This is a genomic window from Belliella aquatica, assembly GCF_014637795.1.
Lineage (GTDB): Bacteria > Bacteroidota > Bacteroidia > Cytophagales > Cyclobacteriaceae > Belliella > Belliella aquatica.
The window spans coordinates 1-14,367 of sequence record NZ_BMFD01000010.1 but is presented as its reverse complement, the minus strand read 5'-3'; the positions used below and the strand labels follow the sequence as shown (position 1 = coordinate 14,367).

Genomic DNA, 14,367 nt, shown 5'->3' with positions numbered 1-14,367 from the left:
AGTTGTCTTTTTAGGTTTCATTTGAAAAATTAGAATAAAAATTATGATTAAAAAAACAGTAATTTTCGCTTTCCTTATTTTTGCTTTGAGTTATTCTAGTACTTATGCTCAGAGTGCGTTGAGACCGACATTTGCTGGAGTTTATCAAAGTGGGCTAGTGGGGCAGGTAGGAATAGGGACTGATATAGAAAAGAAGCATTTTGGTGAGCTTCGCTTCGGAGCAAATGACGTTCTTGAAAGTAGATTTGGAATAGAAGGACATTTTAATAGAAATATTCATCAAAGTGATTGGTTTAATTTTCATGCAGGTTTGATGCTGGGTTACTATTTTTATGATGAAGTTCGTTTTGGAATTCCTTTGGGTTTCACCATCAAACCAATAGAAAATCACCGAAATTTTGCGATTTTGATGGAAGCAACACCCAATGTCTTTACGTTGAGTTCTTATTTCAATCTGCGAGCAAATTTAGGAATTCGCTACACATTTAGAGGAAGGGAATAATTCGTGATTAAGTTTTGTTCGAAAAATGCGACCTTTGGCCTTCCATTTAATTCGAAATAAATGAAATATTACCTTATTTCAGGGGAAAGATCCGGAGATCTTCATGCTTCAAATCTGATCAAGTCTTTGAATAAGCTTGATCCAAATGCCAATTTCAGAGGTATGGGAGGAGATTATTCAAAGGCTCAAGGTCAGTATCTTCATGTGCATTATGATGAAGTCGCATTAATGGGGTTTTTGGAAGTAGTTCTCGGTTTTAGAAAAGTCCTGAAATATCTATCTCTAGTAAAAAAGGATATTCTTACATATAAACCTGATGTTTTGATTTTGGTCGATTACGGAGGTTTCAACATGAAAATCGCCAAATTTGCTAAAGCACACGATATCAAAGTTCATTATTACATTCCCCCAAAAGTTTGGGCTTGGAATCAGAAACGAGCACTAAATCTCAAAGCATATACGGATCAGATTTATTGTATTCTACCCTTCGAGACCGATTTTTTCAAGAAGTTTGAGATGCAAACGCACTATGTTGGGAATCCTTTGCTTGACGAGCTAAAGGCCTTTGAGCCGCATTCATTTTTTCATCAGAAAAACGAATTGAGCTATCAACCCATCATTGCTTTATTGCCAGGAAGCCGTAAACAGGAATTACAGAATATGCTTGCAATCTTGCTTCAAGTGGTAGGGAAATTCCCGAATGCACAGTTTATCATAGCAGGAGTAAAGAACCTTTCAGATGAGCTTTACCAACCTGCTATCAAAGCAGGAATCAAGGTAATTTATGACCAAACTTACGATCTCCTTCACCATGCCAATGCGGCAATTGTAACTTCAGGAACGGCCACTTTGGAAACAGCCTTGCTACGTGTGCCTCAGGTAGTGGTTTATAAAACTAGCGGATTGAGTTATACGATTGCGAAAAATCTGATTCGTGTTCCTTTCATTTCTCTAGTCAATTTAATTGCTGATAGGGAAGTGGTAAAAGAGTTGATCCAAGATGATTTTAGTGTCTACAATGTCGCAGAAGAATTGAATAAGATTTTGTCGAATACTGTTTATCGAGGAATGATGCTGCAGGGTTATGATGAAATCAAAGAAAAAATCGGAGAACAGCGCGCTTCAGATACGACAGCCCAATTGATGTGGGAAAGTTTGAACAAGACTTAAAAGTAAAAAAGTCAGACTGGAAAGTCTGACTTTTTTGATATTATGCAACTTGCAACTTTTTGAATTTCGACTTATCAAACTGTTCATGCGCATATTTTGCATCAATTATCAGTTCTTTTATCGTATCATTAGAAGGCATTTCATACATGGCATCTGTAATGATTGCTTCGCAGATGGATCTCAATCCACGAGCACCTAGATTGTACTCCATCGCTTTCTCCACAATATAGTCTATTCCACTTTCTTCAAAGATCAAATTCACGCCTTCCATATCCATCAATTTTTGATATTGCTTGATAAGGGCATTCTTTGGTTCTGTTAAGATGCTTTTTAGAGCTACCTTATCCAAAGGATCTAAGTGAGTAACTACTGGCAATCTACCGATCAACTCAGGAATCAAGCCAAATGACTTCAAATCTTGGGCTGTGACATACTGCAATAAGTTGTCTCTGTCAGCATGTGCTTTATCTTCTGCTTTTCCAAAACCTAGAGGCTGCGTATTCAACCTCCTTGCAATGTGTCTACTAATTCCATCAAAAGCACCACCACAAACAAACAAGATGTTTTCTGTATTTACTGCGATCATTTTTTGATCAGGATGTTTTCTACCTCCCTGAGGTGGCACATTGACAACAGTTCCTTCTAGCAATTTGAGTAATGCTTGCTGAACACCTTCTCCACTTACATCTCTAGTGATAGATGGATTATCTGATTTTCTAGCGATTTTATCAAGTTCATCAATGTATACGATGCCTTTTTCTGCTGCTTCTACATTATAATCAGCAGCTTGGAGAAGTCTAGTTAGGATGCTTTCTACATCTTCACCTACGTATCCTGCTTCAGTTAAAACAGTCGCATCAGCAATACAGAATGGTACTTCCAGAACTTTTGCAAGTGTTTTTGCTAAGTATGTTTTTCCAGTACCTGTTTCTCCTACCATGATGATATTAGATTTTTCAATCTTGATTTCATCATCATTGGTTTTTTGTTGTAGCCTCTTATAGTGATTGTAAACAGCTACTGTCAAAACCTTTTTTGCCTCAAGTTGTCCAATGACATATTCATTGAGAAACTCAGTAAGCTCTTTTGGTTTTTTTAATTTAAATTTTTGATTTTTCTCAGGCTTTTTTGTCTTCTGCTCTTCACCTAAGATCTGATAGGCTTGGTCTATACAGAAATTACAGATGTGTGCAGAGATTCCCGACACCATCAGATCTACGTCTTTTTTATTCCTTCCACAAAAGGAGCATGTAATTTGAGCCATTATTTTGCTTTTCTTATCAAAACTTCATCAATTAAGCCATATTCTTTGGCTTCGGGCGCTTTCATCCAATAATCTCTGTCAGAATCTCTCTCGATATCTTCATAAGATTTACCTGAGTGCATCGCCAAAATATCATAAAGTTCTTTTTTCATTGACATGATCAATTTAAGAGAAATTTCCATGTCTCTAGATTGACCTTGCATTCCTCCTGAAGGCTGATGAATCATGACTCTTGAATGCTGAAGCGCAGATCTTTTGTCTTTTGCTCCACCTGCCAATAGCACTGCCCCCATAGAAGCTGCAATACCTGTACAGATCGTTGCTACATCAGGATTGATGTATTGCATTGTATCATAAATCCCCAATCCTGCAGTAACAGATCCACCCGGACTATTTACATAAAGCAATACGTCTTTCTTAGGATCTGTTGATTCCAAGAAAAGTAATTGTGCAGTAATGATATTGGCAATAAAATCATCCACTTGAGTACCCAAGAAAATGATTCTATCCATGATTAATCTCGAAAACACATCAATTTCACGGAAGTTTGTCGGTCTTTCTTCAATTACCGAGCGAGTCATTCCGTTGATAAAGGTATCGTACTGATCAAAAGCATTGCCGCTAATTCCTTGATTGTGAACTGCGTATTTTCTGAATTCGTCTTTATTGAACATGTTATTATTTTTTAGTCGTTTACAAAAATAAAAAAAGCCCTTAAAGAAGGACTTTTTGATAACGATTTTGTTCGAAGATTAGTTTTCTAAAAGCTCTTTGAACTTTTCGATAGTGATGACTTCTTCGGTCAAATCTATATTTTCCTTGACGAAAGCTAAGACTTTTTCATTCTGAACAGAAGTCATCATCTGCATATAATTTTGACCTTCGTTTCCTTGGAGGTAATTGTCAACAAACATATCCATGCTGTCTTCCAATTGTGCCCCTAATCCAGAAGATGCAAATTGCTCGCGAACCATTTCTTTGGTTTTTTCTATCACATCAGCATGTTCTGCTTTGATGTCATTGTCTTTAGCGATTTCATTGGAAATAATGGTCCAAGACAATTGCTTAGCATAAATTGGATACTCTTGATCAACTTGCTCCTGAGTAACTTTTCCTTCGTTTGCTTTAAACAACCATTCTTTTAAGAATGCTTCAGGAAGATCAATCTTTGCTTTTGCTACCAAAGCATCTTTGATTTTCTCATCACTGAATACTTTGATTTCTTTGTTATAATTGTCAGCCATGATTGCATTTACTTTTTCCATAAATGCTTCTTCTGAGTCCACTTGGTTTGGACCAAATACTTTATCGAAAAATTCTTGGTTCAACTCAGCTAACTCAGTTCTATTGATATTTTGGACCACAAAAGTGAATTTGCCAGCTAATTTCTCAACTTCAGACTCTTCGATTCCAACTGTTTCTGCCAAATCTTCTTTAATAGCTCTAGAAGGATCAAATTCGATGATGTCACCTTTTTTCAATCCTACAAATTTCTTTAAAGATCTGCCATCTACTTTAGAAAGAGGAAGGGAGAATGTTTTTTCAAATGAACCATCAACAGCCTTAATATCACCATAAAGGAAATCACCTTCTTGGCTTTCTTCAGGATTTGTCATTTTTCCATATTGACTTCTCAAATTTGAAACAGCATCGTTGATCGTTGCTTTATCCACTTCTACAGAATAGTTTGTTGCATTAATTTTTTTATCAATGGCAACCTTCACATCTTCTACGAAACCAATTTTGTATTCAAAATCAAATTCTTTCTGATTGTTCCAATCAATTTTATCAGCATCTTCGATTACTGGAAGCGGATCTCCTAGGATTCTAAAAGTTTGGGCTTTCAAATAATCATTTAAAGAAGTAGAAAGAACATTGTTAATTTCATCTACCAATACAGAGGTTCCATAAAGCTTTTTTACCATGGTAATAGGCGCTTTTCCTGGTCTGAAGCCTTTTATATTGGCTTTCCTTGCGTATTCTTTAACTTTAGCATCAACCTTTGGTTGATAATCTGCTTCGTTTAGTTTAATTTTAACTGAAGCTTGATTTGCTGAATGCTTGTCTAATGTGATTTCCAAGGTATTATTGATTTTGATTTGTCTTTAACTAAAAACCCTCAATCTCTTTTCTTCATTCGAATTGCTTTTAGCTTCTTCGAAATCGGAACCGTGATTGAGGGTTTGAAAACGTGCGGATAGAGGGACTCGAACCCCCATGCCTTACGGCGCTAGATCCTAAGTCTAGTGCGTCTACCAATTTCGCCACATCCGCTTATCTAATGTGGACGCAAAGGTAATCATGATTTTGAAACTTGCAAAAGTTGTCATGAAAAAAAATGAAAAAATTCTTGAGTAAAATATTAGATATTGATTTAAATTAAATTCAGAATTGTTTTTACCTTCGAATATATGATACAAGTTGATCTGGAAGAAGAAAGAAAAGAGATTCTAAAGAGATATAGGAAGTTGTTGAAGCTAGCAAAACCCTTGTTAAAGGGGAATGATGCGAAAACTATTAAAAAAGCATTCAATGTTTCTAATGAGGCTCATAAGGAGATGAGAAGAAAATCCGGTGAGCCTTATATTTATCATCCCCTAGAAGTTGCTCTTGTTTGTGTTGAAGAGATAGGTTTAGGTCCTACGAGCATTGTGGCAGCACTATTACATGATGTGGTAGAAGATACTGACTGGGAGCTTGAGGATATTGAGAGGGAATTTGGACATAAAGTCATGCAGATTATTGACGGATTGACCAAAATCTCAGGTGTTTTTGATTATGGTTCCTCTCAACAAGCAGAGAATTTCAGGAAAATGTTATTGACACTCTCAGATGATGTGAGAGTGATATTGATCAAAATAGCTGATAGACTTAATAACATGAGGACTTTGAGTAGCATGCCAAGGCATAAGCAGCTCAAAATTGCCTCTGAAACTATGTATTTATATGCGCCTTTAGCGCATAGACTTGGTCTTTATACGATTAAGTCTGAATTAGAAGATTTATATCTTAAATATACAGATACAGATACTTACAATTTTATTGTAGAAAAAATCAATGAGACAAGGCTCTCTAGAAATAAGTTTATTAAAAGCTTTATAGCTCCCTTAGAGGAAGAACTAACTGAGCAAGGTTTTAATTTCACTATCAAAGGAAGGCCTAAATCAGTTTATTCTATTTACAATAAAATGAAGAAGCAGAACATTCCCTTTGAGGAGGTTTATGATCTTTTTGCTGTGAGAATTATTATTGATACGGAAGTAGAAAATGAAAAAGCAGATTGCTGGCAAGTTTATTCCGTAGTTACTGATTTTTATAGACCTAATCCAGATCGACTGAGAGATTGGATTAGCACACCAAGATCCAATGGGTATGAATCTTTGCATACCACGGCTATGAGTAATACAGGTCAGTGGGTGGAGGTTCAGATACGAAGTCAGCGGATGGATGATATTGCTGAAAGAGGATATGCAGCTCACTGGAAATATAAGGACAAAGAAGTAGCATCGACCAAATCAACTACAGGACTCGATGATTGGATCACTCAAGTTAGGACACTATTGGAGTCAAATGATGGGTCTGCAATTGAGTTTATGGATGATTTCAGGGGCAATTTGTTCCATGATGAAGTATTTGTTTTTACACCAAAAGGAGATTTGAAAGTAATGCCAATTGGTGCCACAGCACTTGATTTTGCTTTTGAAATCCATACTGAGGTAGGAGCAAAATGTATCGGTGCCAAGGTCAATCAAAAATTGGTATCTATCAGCCACAAATTAAAAAATGGTGATCAAGTAGAAATTCTTACATCAAGTAAGCAAAAACCAACAGAAGACTGGCTAAATCAAGTCGTCACCTCAAGAGCGAAAGCCAAGATCAAAGATGCGCTTAGAGAAGAGAAAAAATCTTCGATTTTGGATGGGAGAGAGATTGTCCAGCGCAAGCTGAAGCAGATGAAGTTGGATTTTAATTCTGAGACAGTAGAACAACTTCGCGCTTATTTCGAGACAAAAACTGCCAATGAGTTTTATTATAAGGTTGGTAAAGGAATCATTGAATCGACTTCAATCAAAGGATTTAAAGATTTTAAAGAAGAAAAGAGACAAAAAGGGAAGGCTTCATTTGAAGTTGTAAAAGACGAGTCAAGTTTTACCAAAGAAATTAAGAACCTGAAAGGCCCAGACCATGATCAATTGTTGATCGGTGAAGACATGGACCTGGTGGATTATGTACTTGCCAAATGTTGTAATCCAATTCCAGGAGATGATGTCTTCGGTTTTGTGACCATCAACGAAGGAATCAAAATTCACAGGACATCTTGCCCAAATGCACTGGAACTTTTGTCGAATCATGGGAATAGAGTTATTAAGGCAAAATGGACTAGTCAACAAGAAATCGCATTCCTAGCAGGATTAAGAATAGTAGGAACCGATCGTGTTGGATTGATCAATGATGTTACGAAAGTAATCTCTAACGAACTTAAAGTTAATATGCGCTCCATCACTGTTGATTCAGATGCTGGAATATTTGAGGGGACTATCAAATTGTATGTGCACAGTACACAGCATCTAGAAAAACTGATGGATAACTTAGCACAAGTAGAAGGGATCATCAAAATCACTCGTTTTGACTATTAATTCTTCACCACGGTTTTTGATTAGGTTTATTTGAATTATTTCTAAATAAGAACAGTTATATTTGAAACAAAAATCTTGACGATGGCCCTGAATGAAACTCTATTTGAAGAGGTAAAGAAAATATTTACAGCATACCTGGAAAATAAAAAACTTAGAAAAACACCTGAGCGATATGCAATCTTGGAAGAGATTTATGGTCGTGGAGGTCATTTTGATGTGGAATCTCTCTACATCAGTATGAAAAACAAAAACTATCGAGTAAGCCGTGCAACTGTTTACAATACGCTTGATTTGTTAGTTGAATGTGATTTAGTGACCAAGCATCAGTTTGGAAAAAATCTAGCTCAATATGAAAAATCATATGGCTACAAGCAACACGATCACCTGATTTGCGTTGATTGCAATCAAGTAAAAGAATTCTGTGATCCGAGAATACAAAATATTCAAAATACAGTTGGAGAGATCTTAGATTTCAAGGTGCTTCATCACTCGTTGATTCTTTACGGAAATTGTACAAAAGAAAAATGCGAAAATAGACCTACACTATGAAACTGACTTATCAATTAGAGAAAAAAGAGAAAGCGCAATTTTTACATATTCAAGGAGACTTGATTGGAGATGATGTAGGTCCAAAATTGGTCGAAATTGTGACTAATGCTGTAAATGATAAAGTGAAGAATTTTGTCATAGATTTGAAGGAAGTCAGATATATTTCCTCAAGTGGAATTGGTGTTTTAATCACGATGCTGACAAAAATGAGAAATTCTGGAGGTGAAGTCTACCTTACCTCTCCTTCAGAGCATGTCAAAAAGCTGTTGATTATTACGAAGTTGAATAATATTTTTACAGTATTTGACACACTTGACGAAGCAAAAGAAAAAGTATGTTGATTTGAAATGTTTCATTTTCAAATATTTCCAATTATTCTTAACTGTAGGATTAATTTCTTTTTCCTGTTCCGAGTCGAAACAGTATTCTGGAAAAGAAATACAAGTTAAAGTCGGTCCTAAAATCACAACTTATTATGCTGATACCGACTTAAGCTCTGTTCACCCTTTTCCTCGTTTTACTTTTGTTGATTCTAACAGGCTTCTAGCTCATAACATGGTTAGAAGCTCACTAGACACACTTTTTTTTGAATCGGATAGCTTAAGAATCAAGGAAGGACCTTATTATGATAGTGATGGTCCGAGAAAAATTGAAAACTTCAATAATCTAGTATCTACCACCCAAGGTTTGGGAATTGTTATCAGAATGGGATGGCGATGTGTCATTTGGGAATTTTGAAAAGTTACCGAATGGAAAAGGCTTCTGCAGAATTGTAAAGTCTCCAAATAGAGGACTCCAAAATTCAGATCAAATTAACCTTGAAGTTTTCGACTCTTTTCTAGAAAAAGTTGGAGAAGTAAACCTTACAGAACTTGAACCAGATCTCAGTACTTTTTATTTTTCTGTTGAAAACAAATTGTTTTTTAAAGCTAAAAATCAAGAGAACGAGAATTATTTGAATTACTATTTTGTGGAGATAGATTTTTGAAAACATTAGATTGATATATCTTTTAAATATAAACAGCAGAGTGCTATAATAAATTAGCTGTTTTTCTTGCAATTATTTAAGCTTATTCCAAACTTCGCTGCTCAAAAAGAAATAAAAAAATCAGACTAATTTAAACCAAATGAAAATGGATGTGCTTTTGGGCCTACAATGGGGCGACGAAGGAAAAGGTAAAGTTGTAGATGTACTTGCTCCCCAATATGATGTAGTTGCCAGATTTCAAGGAGGACCGAATGCAGGTCATACATTGGAATTTGATGGGATAAAGCATGTTTTACACCAAATTCCTTCTGGAATTTTTAGATCTAATCTAACCAATATTATAGGAAATGGGGTAGTACTTGACCCAGTAGTATTGAGAAAAGAAATTGAAGGCTTAAAGAAGTTTAATATTGATTTTAATAAGAATCTTTTCATTTCGAAAAAGGCAACTATCATTATCCCTACCCACAAGCTTCTTGATGCAGCTTACGAAAAGTCGAAAGGAGATAAGAAGATCGGCTCTACACTGAAGGGAATAGGGCCTACTTACCAAGATAAAATTGGAAGAGTAGCGCTTCGTGTTGGAGACATTTTAGCAGAGGATTTTGAAGATAAGTATAATGCTTTAGTCGAAAGACATAAAACAACACTTTCTTTTTACAATTTTCCCTTAGAGGAATTGCCGGAATTAGAAAAGGTTTTCTTTGATTCTGTTGAGTTTTTTAAGACTTTGAATCTTGTTGATAGTGAGTATCAAGTAAATGATCATCTTGTAAAAGGAGATAGAATACTTGCAGAAGGAGCGCAAGGTTCTCTTTTAGATATAGATTTTGGAAGTTATCCTTTTGTCACAAGTAGCAGTACTATGGCTGCAGGAGCGTGCACAGGTTTGGGCGTATCGCCTTCTAAAATCGGAGAGGTTTATGGTATATTCAAGGCATATTGTACGCGAGTAGGAAGTGGGCCTTTTCCAACTGAACTGTTCGATCAAGATGGAGAAGACATGCGAAAAGAAGGGAATGAATTTGGATCTACTACAGGCCGGCCAAGACGCTGTGGATGGATTGATCTACCTGCTTTGAAATATTCCATTATGATCAATGGTGTCACGCAACTTTTCATGATGAAAGGTGATGTGTTGAATATTTTTGAAGAAATCAAGATTTGTACACATTACGAGCTTCCTGATGGAACAAGAGTAGACAAATTGACTTACGAGCATAACGATCAAAATGTAAAGCCGATTTACAGGACCGTTAAAGGATGGAACCAATCACTCCAAGGTGTGACGAATTATGATGGTTTTCCTCAAGAGTTAAAAGATTATGTTACAATCTTGGAAGAAGAACTTCAAGTCCCAATCAAAATGGTCTCTATAGGACCTGATAGAAATCAAACAATTTTAAGATAATATCTTACTTGCATTAAAGGCTTTTGAAATTCTCAGAAGCCTTTTTTTATTTTTCGGACAGTTTTCATTAGATTACGATTCATTTAACTGTCAATATTTCCCCCAAGCCAGATGGCAAATCTATTAAAACCTAGATTTTTTATACTGTTCTTACATTTCCTTTTAATTTTCGATAGCTCTATTTCGATAGCTCAAGTAGGATTTCCATATTGTGAAAATTTCGATGGGGGCAGTACACAATCTTCTACAGTTTTTGGAGGAAATGCTAGCCTTACCTCTGGAGTTTTGAGATTGACAAGCAATCAAAATGATCAAAGTGGCTTTGTTTATATTGATATCCCATTTTCATCTACATTCGGCATAAAGTCATCATTTGAATATTTCTGTTATGGTGGAACTGGAGCTGATGGCTTGACGGCTTTTCTTTTTGATGGGGCTGTGACTAATTTTAATCCAGGAGGTTTTGGAGGGTCATTAGGATATGCAAGAAGAAATAATGAGCCTGGGTTATCCGGAGCCTATTTGGGGATTGGTTTCGATACGTTTGGTAATTTTGGAAATAATACAGAATCAAGAGTCGGTGGTTTTCCAGGTAATGTAGGTGGGTCGCATCCCAACGCAATAGTTGTTAGAGGTCCGGGACAAGGTTTTTCTGGATATCAATATATCGTAGGAAAAAAGGTAAATGAAGGAGGAGTTCTTGGTTTGCCTGCAGCGCAGCAATTTCCTTTAAGTTCAGGTGGTCAAGGTACCAATCGAGTGACCAATCCACAAAACGTTGGCTATCGTCAGGTTTTTTTAAACTTGGAACCCAATCCTGAGGATATTGGCTATTTATTAACTGTTGAAATGCTGGTCACTACAGAAGCAGGGAATCCAAGAATGGTTTCGATTTTCAATCAGGAGCCGTATCCGTTTATAGCCCCTGATCAATTGAAGATTGGTTTTGCAGCCTCTACTGGTGGAGAAAATAATTTTCATGAAATCCGGAATGTAATAGTGGAAGTTTCTAATGATGATGGATTAGTTGATCCTATGGGGATTGATATTGATGACATTGCGTCTTGCGCAGGACAGGAAAATACCTATAACTTATTTAATACGAATATTAATTTGCCGAATGAAAATTCTTCTTTGAGATGTATTCAGTTCTATGAATCATTAGAAGATATTATTTCGGAAGATGAAGATATTTGCAGTCAGGGGAATTGTAGACCTGAGAATCGAGAATTGATATTACCACAAGGAGTTTTCAAAGCAGATACAGAAGGTGGAGGCTTCACTTTTTTCCCAAGCCCTGAATTCATTGATGAAACCGTGGAAGTCTTTTATACTATTACAGATAACTATGGGAAATCATCTTCAGGTAACTCTATCAAATTATTGGTTCAAGAATCTCCTGCTCCTGTTGCTATTGAAAGTGAACTAATCAATCTTGATAAAAATGAAATCAGACTTTGTGAAGGTGATTTTGTAATGCTTAATGCCGTTGGGGGAGAAGCGTATGTAAAATACCAATGGTTTCTTGGAGAGGAATTGATAGCCGAATCCGAAAACGCACAAATAGAAGTTACTGCAGCAGGTGATTATAAAGTTTTAGCGTTTAATTCAAAAAGTTGCCCGGTCGAGTCAGAAGTTATCAGTCTCGTAAATCCAGATTTTCCAACCGTAGAAATTGAAAACCCTGTGATAGGTTGTGAGATAGGTGTGCCTGTTGATATTCGGGATTTTATAGTAGAGTATGATGTTTTAAATTATGATTATCAATTACTTTCTTCTGAAGGAATAATTTTTATGAATGAAGAAATGTCCGAAATCAATAGATCTGGAATTTATTTCTTAAGCATTAAAGACAAAGACCTTTCTTGTTGGTCAGACCCAATTGAATTTGAAGTACAGCTTGTTGAAGAGGAATTACTTGTTGCTTTTGATTACGAGATAGACGGAACGGGGATTAAATCAGATGCAGATGGAGGAGTTTTTATTGATGACCCAATTAGATTTTTTAGTGAATCCTCAGGTGGTGCAGTAGGTTGGTTCTGGGATTTTGGAGACGGGAATACAAGTGAAGAAGAAAGTCCTATTCATGTTTTTGGTAAAAAAGGGACTTTCTTAGTTAGTCTGACTGTATTTAATAGTATTGGATGTGAAAGTGTTTTTGAAGCGGAAGTTGCAATTACACAATCTTTTCGAATCATGTATCCAACTGGTTTTACCCCAAATCAATCAGAAAATAATTATTTCAGGCCAAAGTTTAAGGGCATTGCAAAGATGGAACTACGTATTTTCAATATTTGGGGAAATTTGATTTTTGAAACCAAAGATGTCAATTCACCAGGTTGGGATGGTCGAGTCAATGATGAATTGATGCCAGGTGGAAGTTATGTATATAAAGTGATAACGGAATCCATTGATGGTGATAGGATAGAAGAAAATGGGAGGTTTCTATTGATTAGATGATGAGAAATGTTTTAACGATTATATTCATGTTCTTGAGTTTTATGGCAAAATCTCAGGATGTTCAGTTTTCTCAGTTTTATGCAGCCTCGATGTATTTGAATCCTGCATTCACGGGAAGTTCCGAAATGACACGAGTTGGGTTTAATTTTAGAAATCAATGGCCCTCCTTAAATCAGACTTTTGTTGTATTTTCCGCTTATGCAGATCATTTCATTGATAGCAAAAATTCAGGTATAGGGATTATCGTTAATGGGAGTAAGGAAAGTCTAACTGGGTTTCAAAATAATGAAATAGGACTATTGTATTCATACAGATTAAGAGTTGGTGAAAATGGCTTCTTGCATATGGGAGCCCAAGGTTCATACGCGACGAGATCTGCAAGTTTCGATGAAGTAATTTTAAGTACTCAACTTGATATAGATAGAGGTGTGATAAATCCTGGGAACGGAATAAATAATATGGACGACAGAAATCAGACCTTTGCTGATTTGCACACAGGATTACTATACTATAATAATAAGTATTGGTTTGGTATTTCAGGACACCATCTTCTCAGGCCTGAATTATCATTCTTAACAGACGACCAAGATCGACTTGCTATTAAGTATGCGGCACATGGTGGAGTAAAATTTGATTTATTAGCAGGGAGCATCAACGATTATTTTAATAATACCCAACAAGAAAGAACATTGTCATTTGCATTCAATTACAAAAAACAAGGTGTTTACGATCAGTTGGATATTGGAACTGAGTTGTATTTGGAACCTTTGATCCTTGGACTTTGGTATCGGGGATTGCCCACTAATTTTGGTTTACCAAACAATGAAGCTTTGATTACGATGGTTGGTATTACATTAGATAGTGGCTTAGATATTGGCTACAGTTATGATTTTACTTTGTCTAAGCTGGGTTGGAGAAATTCTGGTGGAGCTCATGAGATATCGATCCGGTATTCTTTCGTCAATCAGTATTATTTGAAAAATAGTCAAAAAAGGCTTCCTACATTTAAGTATTAACAATTAAGATCCCTTCGTTAAAACTTTTTAGGGTTGATAATCAGTGCAGTTTGTTTAGGGAGTAAAAAACTTTGTTGATGATGTCTTGTAAATCGGGAAATATGTTGCAGTTTTGCAATCCCAAACGAGGGCAAAGCGATTGAAAAGAGGGATTAGCGAAAAGAATTTTAAGATTTTTATCACTTCTTTTTTGTGGGATAAAAAAACATTCTTACCTTTGCAAACCCAAGAGTAAAACGGCGACAGAAGAGTTGTTGACAAGACATCGGAATGACGGTGTACAAGTTCATTGAAGTATTGTAAGACGAAACGACAATTGGATACATTTAGGTGTATTGAAATAGATTAAGAATAAAGATATCCAAGACGT

At 36.0% G+C, this 14,367-nt stretch carries 12 protein-coding genes and 1 tRNA gene; 9 read left to right on the top strand and 4 right to left on the bottom strand.

Annotated elements, in window-relative coordinates; translation table 11 throughout:
• Positions 1-43: 43 nt before the first annotated feature.
• Both IEV57_RS13410 and lpxB read left to right on the top strand, forming a co-directional pair.
• Entirely contained in the window at positions 44-502 is a 459-nt protein-coding gene (locus tag IEV57_RS13410; protein ID WP_188443557.1) for a hypothetical protein, read from the top strand.
• 60 nt (positions 503-562) lie between these two features.
• Positions 563-1,672 carry a lipid-A-disaccharide synthase gene (lpxB, locus tag IEV57_RS13405; RefSeq protein ID WP_188443556.1) on the top strand — a complete coding sequence of 370 codons (1,110 nt, stop codon included), beginning with the start codon at positions 563-565 and terminating at the stop codon, positions 1,670-1,672.
• Between the two features lie 40 nt (positions 1,673-1,712).
• Here the strand turns inward: lpxB and clpX are convergent, their stop codons facing one another.
• From clpX to IEV57_RS13385, 4 genes are all read right to left on the bottom strand, one after another.
• On the bottom strand, positions 1,713-2,936 hold the full coding sequence (clpX, locus tag IEV57_RS13400; RefSeq protein WP_188443555.1) for an ATP-dependent Clp protease ATP-binding subunit ClpX: 1,224 nt from the start codon (positions 2,934-2,936) through the stop codon (positions 1,713-1,715).
• A complete protein-coding gene (locus IEV57_RS13395) occupies positions 2,936-3,610 on the bottom strand; it encodes a ClpP family protease (protein ID WP_188443554.1) in 675 nt (224 codons plus the stop codon). The genes clpX and IEV57_RS13395 overlap by 1 nt, the downstream gene beginning before the upstream one ends.
• Positions 3,611-3,688: 78 nt before the next feature.
• Positions 3,689-5,017: a trigger factor gene (gene tig / locus IEV57_RS13390; protein ID WP_188443553.1), complete on the bottom strand. Its 1,329-nt coding sequence runs from the start codon at positions 5,015-5,017 to the stop codon at positions 3,689-3,691.
• A 111-nt stretch (positions 5,018-5,128) separates the two neighbouring features.
• Positions 5,129-5,210, bottom strand: a tRNA-Leu gene (locus IEV57_RS13385).
• 137 nt (positions 5,211-5,347) lie between these two features.
• On the opposite strand from IEV57_RS13385, the gene IEV57_RS13380 reads away from it, so the two are divergent.
• From IEV57_RS13380 to IEV57_RS13350, 7 genes are all read left to right on the top strand, one after another.
• Positions 5,348-7,573 (top strand): RelA/SpoT family protein, encoded by a 2,226-nt coding sequence (locus IEV57_RS13380; RefSeq protein ID WP_188443552.1) that lies wholly within the window; start codon positions 5,348-5,350, stop codon positions 7,571-7,573.
• An 81-nt stretch (positions 7,574-7,654) separates the two neighbouring features.
• A complete protein-coding gene (locus IEV57_RS13375; protein ID WP_188443551.1) occupies positions 7,655-8,122 on the top strand; it encodes a Fur family transcriptional regulator in 468 nt (155 codons plus the stop codon).
• Positions 8,119-8,463, top strand: coding sequence for an STAS domain-containing protein (locus tag IEV57_RS13370; protein ID WP_188443550.1), 345 nt, complete (start codon positions 8,119-8,121; stop codon positions 8,461-8,463). Before IEV57_RS13375 ends, IEV57_RS13370 begins: the two co-directional genes overlap by 4 nt.
• A 353-nt stretch (positions 8,464-8,816) precedes the next feature.
• The gene (locus tag IEV57_RS13365; protein WP_188443549.1) at positions 8,817-9,110 is read left to right on the top strand and encodes a hypothetical protein; all 294 of its coding nucleotides are present in this window, start codon (positions 8,817-8,819) and stop codon (positions 9,108-9,110) included.
• A 139-nt stretch (positions 9,111-9,249) separates the two neighbouring features.
• Complete coding sequence (locus IEV57_RS13360; protein ID WP_188443548.1) at positions 9,250-10,521, top strand: adenylosuccinate synthase; 1,272 nt, start codon at positions 9,250-9,252, stop codon at positions 10,519-10,521.
• Between the two features lie 111 nt (positions 10,522-10,632).
• Positions 10,633-12,981, top strand: a complete 2,349-nt coding sequence (locus IEV57_RS13355; protein ID WP_188443547.1) for a PKD domain-containing protein — start codon at positions 10,633-10,635, stop codon at positions 12,979-12,981.
• Positions 12,978-13,997, top strand: coding sequence for a PorP/SprF family type IX secretion system membrane protein (locus IEV57_RS13350; RefSeq protein ID WP_188443546.1), 1,020 nt, complete (start codon positions 12,978-12,980; stop codon positions 13,995-13,997). The genes IEV57_RS13355 and IEV57_RS13350 overlap by 4 nt, the downstream gene beginning before the upstream one ends.
• Positions 13,998-14,367 lie beyond the last annotated feature (370 nt).

Excerpts from the sequence above, each read along its gene's own strand:
- lpxB (WP_188443556.1), top strand. The coding sequence starts at position 563 with ATGAAATATTACCTTATTTCAGGGGAAAGATCCGGAGATCTTCATGCT.
- IEV57_RS13355 (WP_188443547.1), top strand. The coding sequence starts at position 10,633 with ATGGCAAATCTATTAAAACCTAGATTTTTTATACTGTTCTTACATTTC.
- IEV57_RS13395 (WP_188443554.1), bottom strand. The coding sequence starts at position 3,610 with ATGTTCAATAAAGACGAATTCAGAAAATACGCAGTTCACAATCAAGGA.
- IEV57_RS13370 (WP_188443550.1), top strand. The coding sequence starts at position 8,119 with ATGAAACTGACTTATCAATTAGAGAAAAAAGAGAAAGCGCAATTTTTA.
- clpX (WP_188443555.1), bottom strand. The coding sequence starts at position 2,936 with ATGGCTCAAATTACATGCTCCTTTTGTGGAAGGAATAAAAAAGACGTA.
- IEV57_RS13375 (WP_188443551.1), top strand. The coding sequence starts at position 7,655 with ATGGCCCTGAATGAAACTCTATTTGAAGAGGTAAAGAAAATATTTACA.
- IEV57_RS13360 (WP_188443548.1), top strand. The coding sequence starts at position 9,250 with ATGAAAATGGATGTGCTTTTGGGCCTACAATGGGGCGACGAAGGAAAA.
- IEV57_RS13380 (WP_188443552.1), top strand. The coding sequence starts at position 5,348 with ATGATACAAGTTGATCTGGAAGAAGAAAGAAAAGAGATTCTAAAGAGA.
- IEV57_RS13350 (WP_188443546.1), top strand. The coding sequence starts at position 12,978 with ATGATGAGAAATGTTTTAACGATTATATTCATGTTCTTGAGTTTTATG.
- IEV57_RS13410 (WP_188443557.1), top strand. The coding sequence starts at position 44 with ATGATTAAAAAAACAGTAATTTTCGCTTTCCTTATTTTTGCTTTGAGT.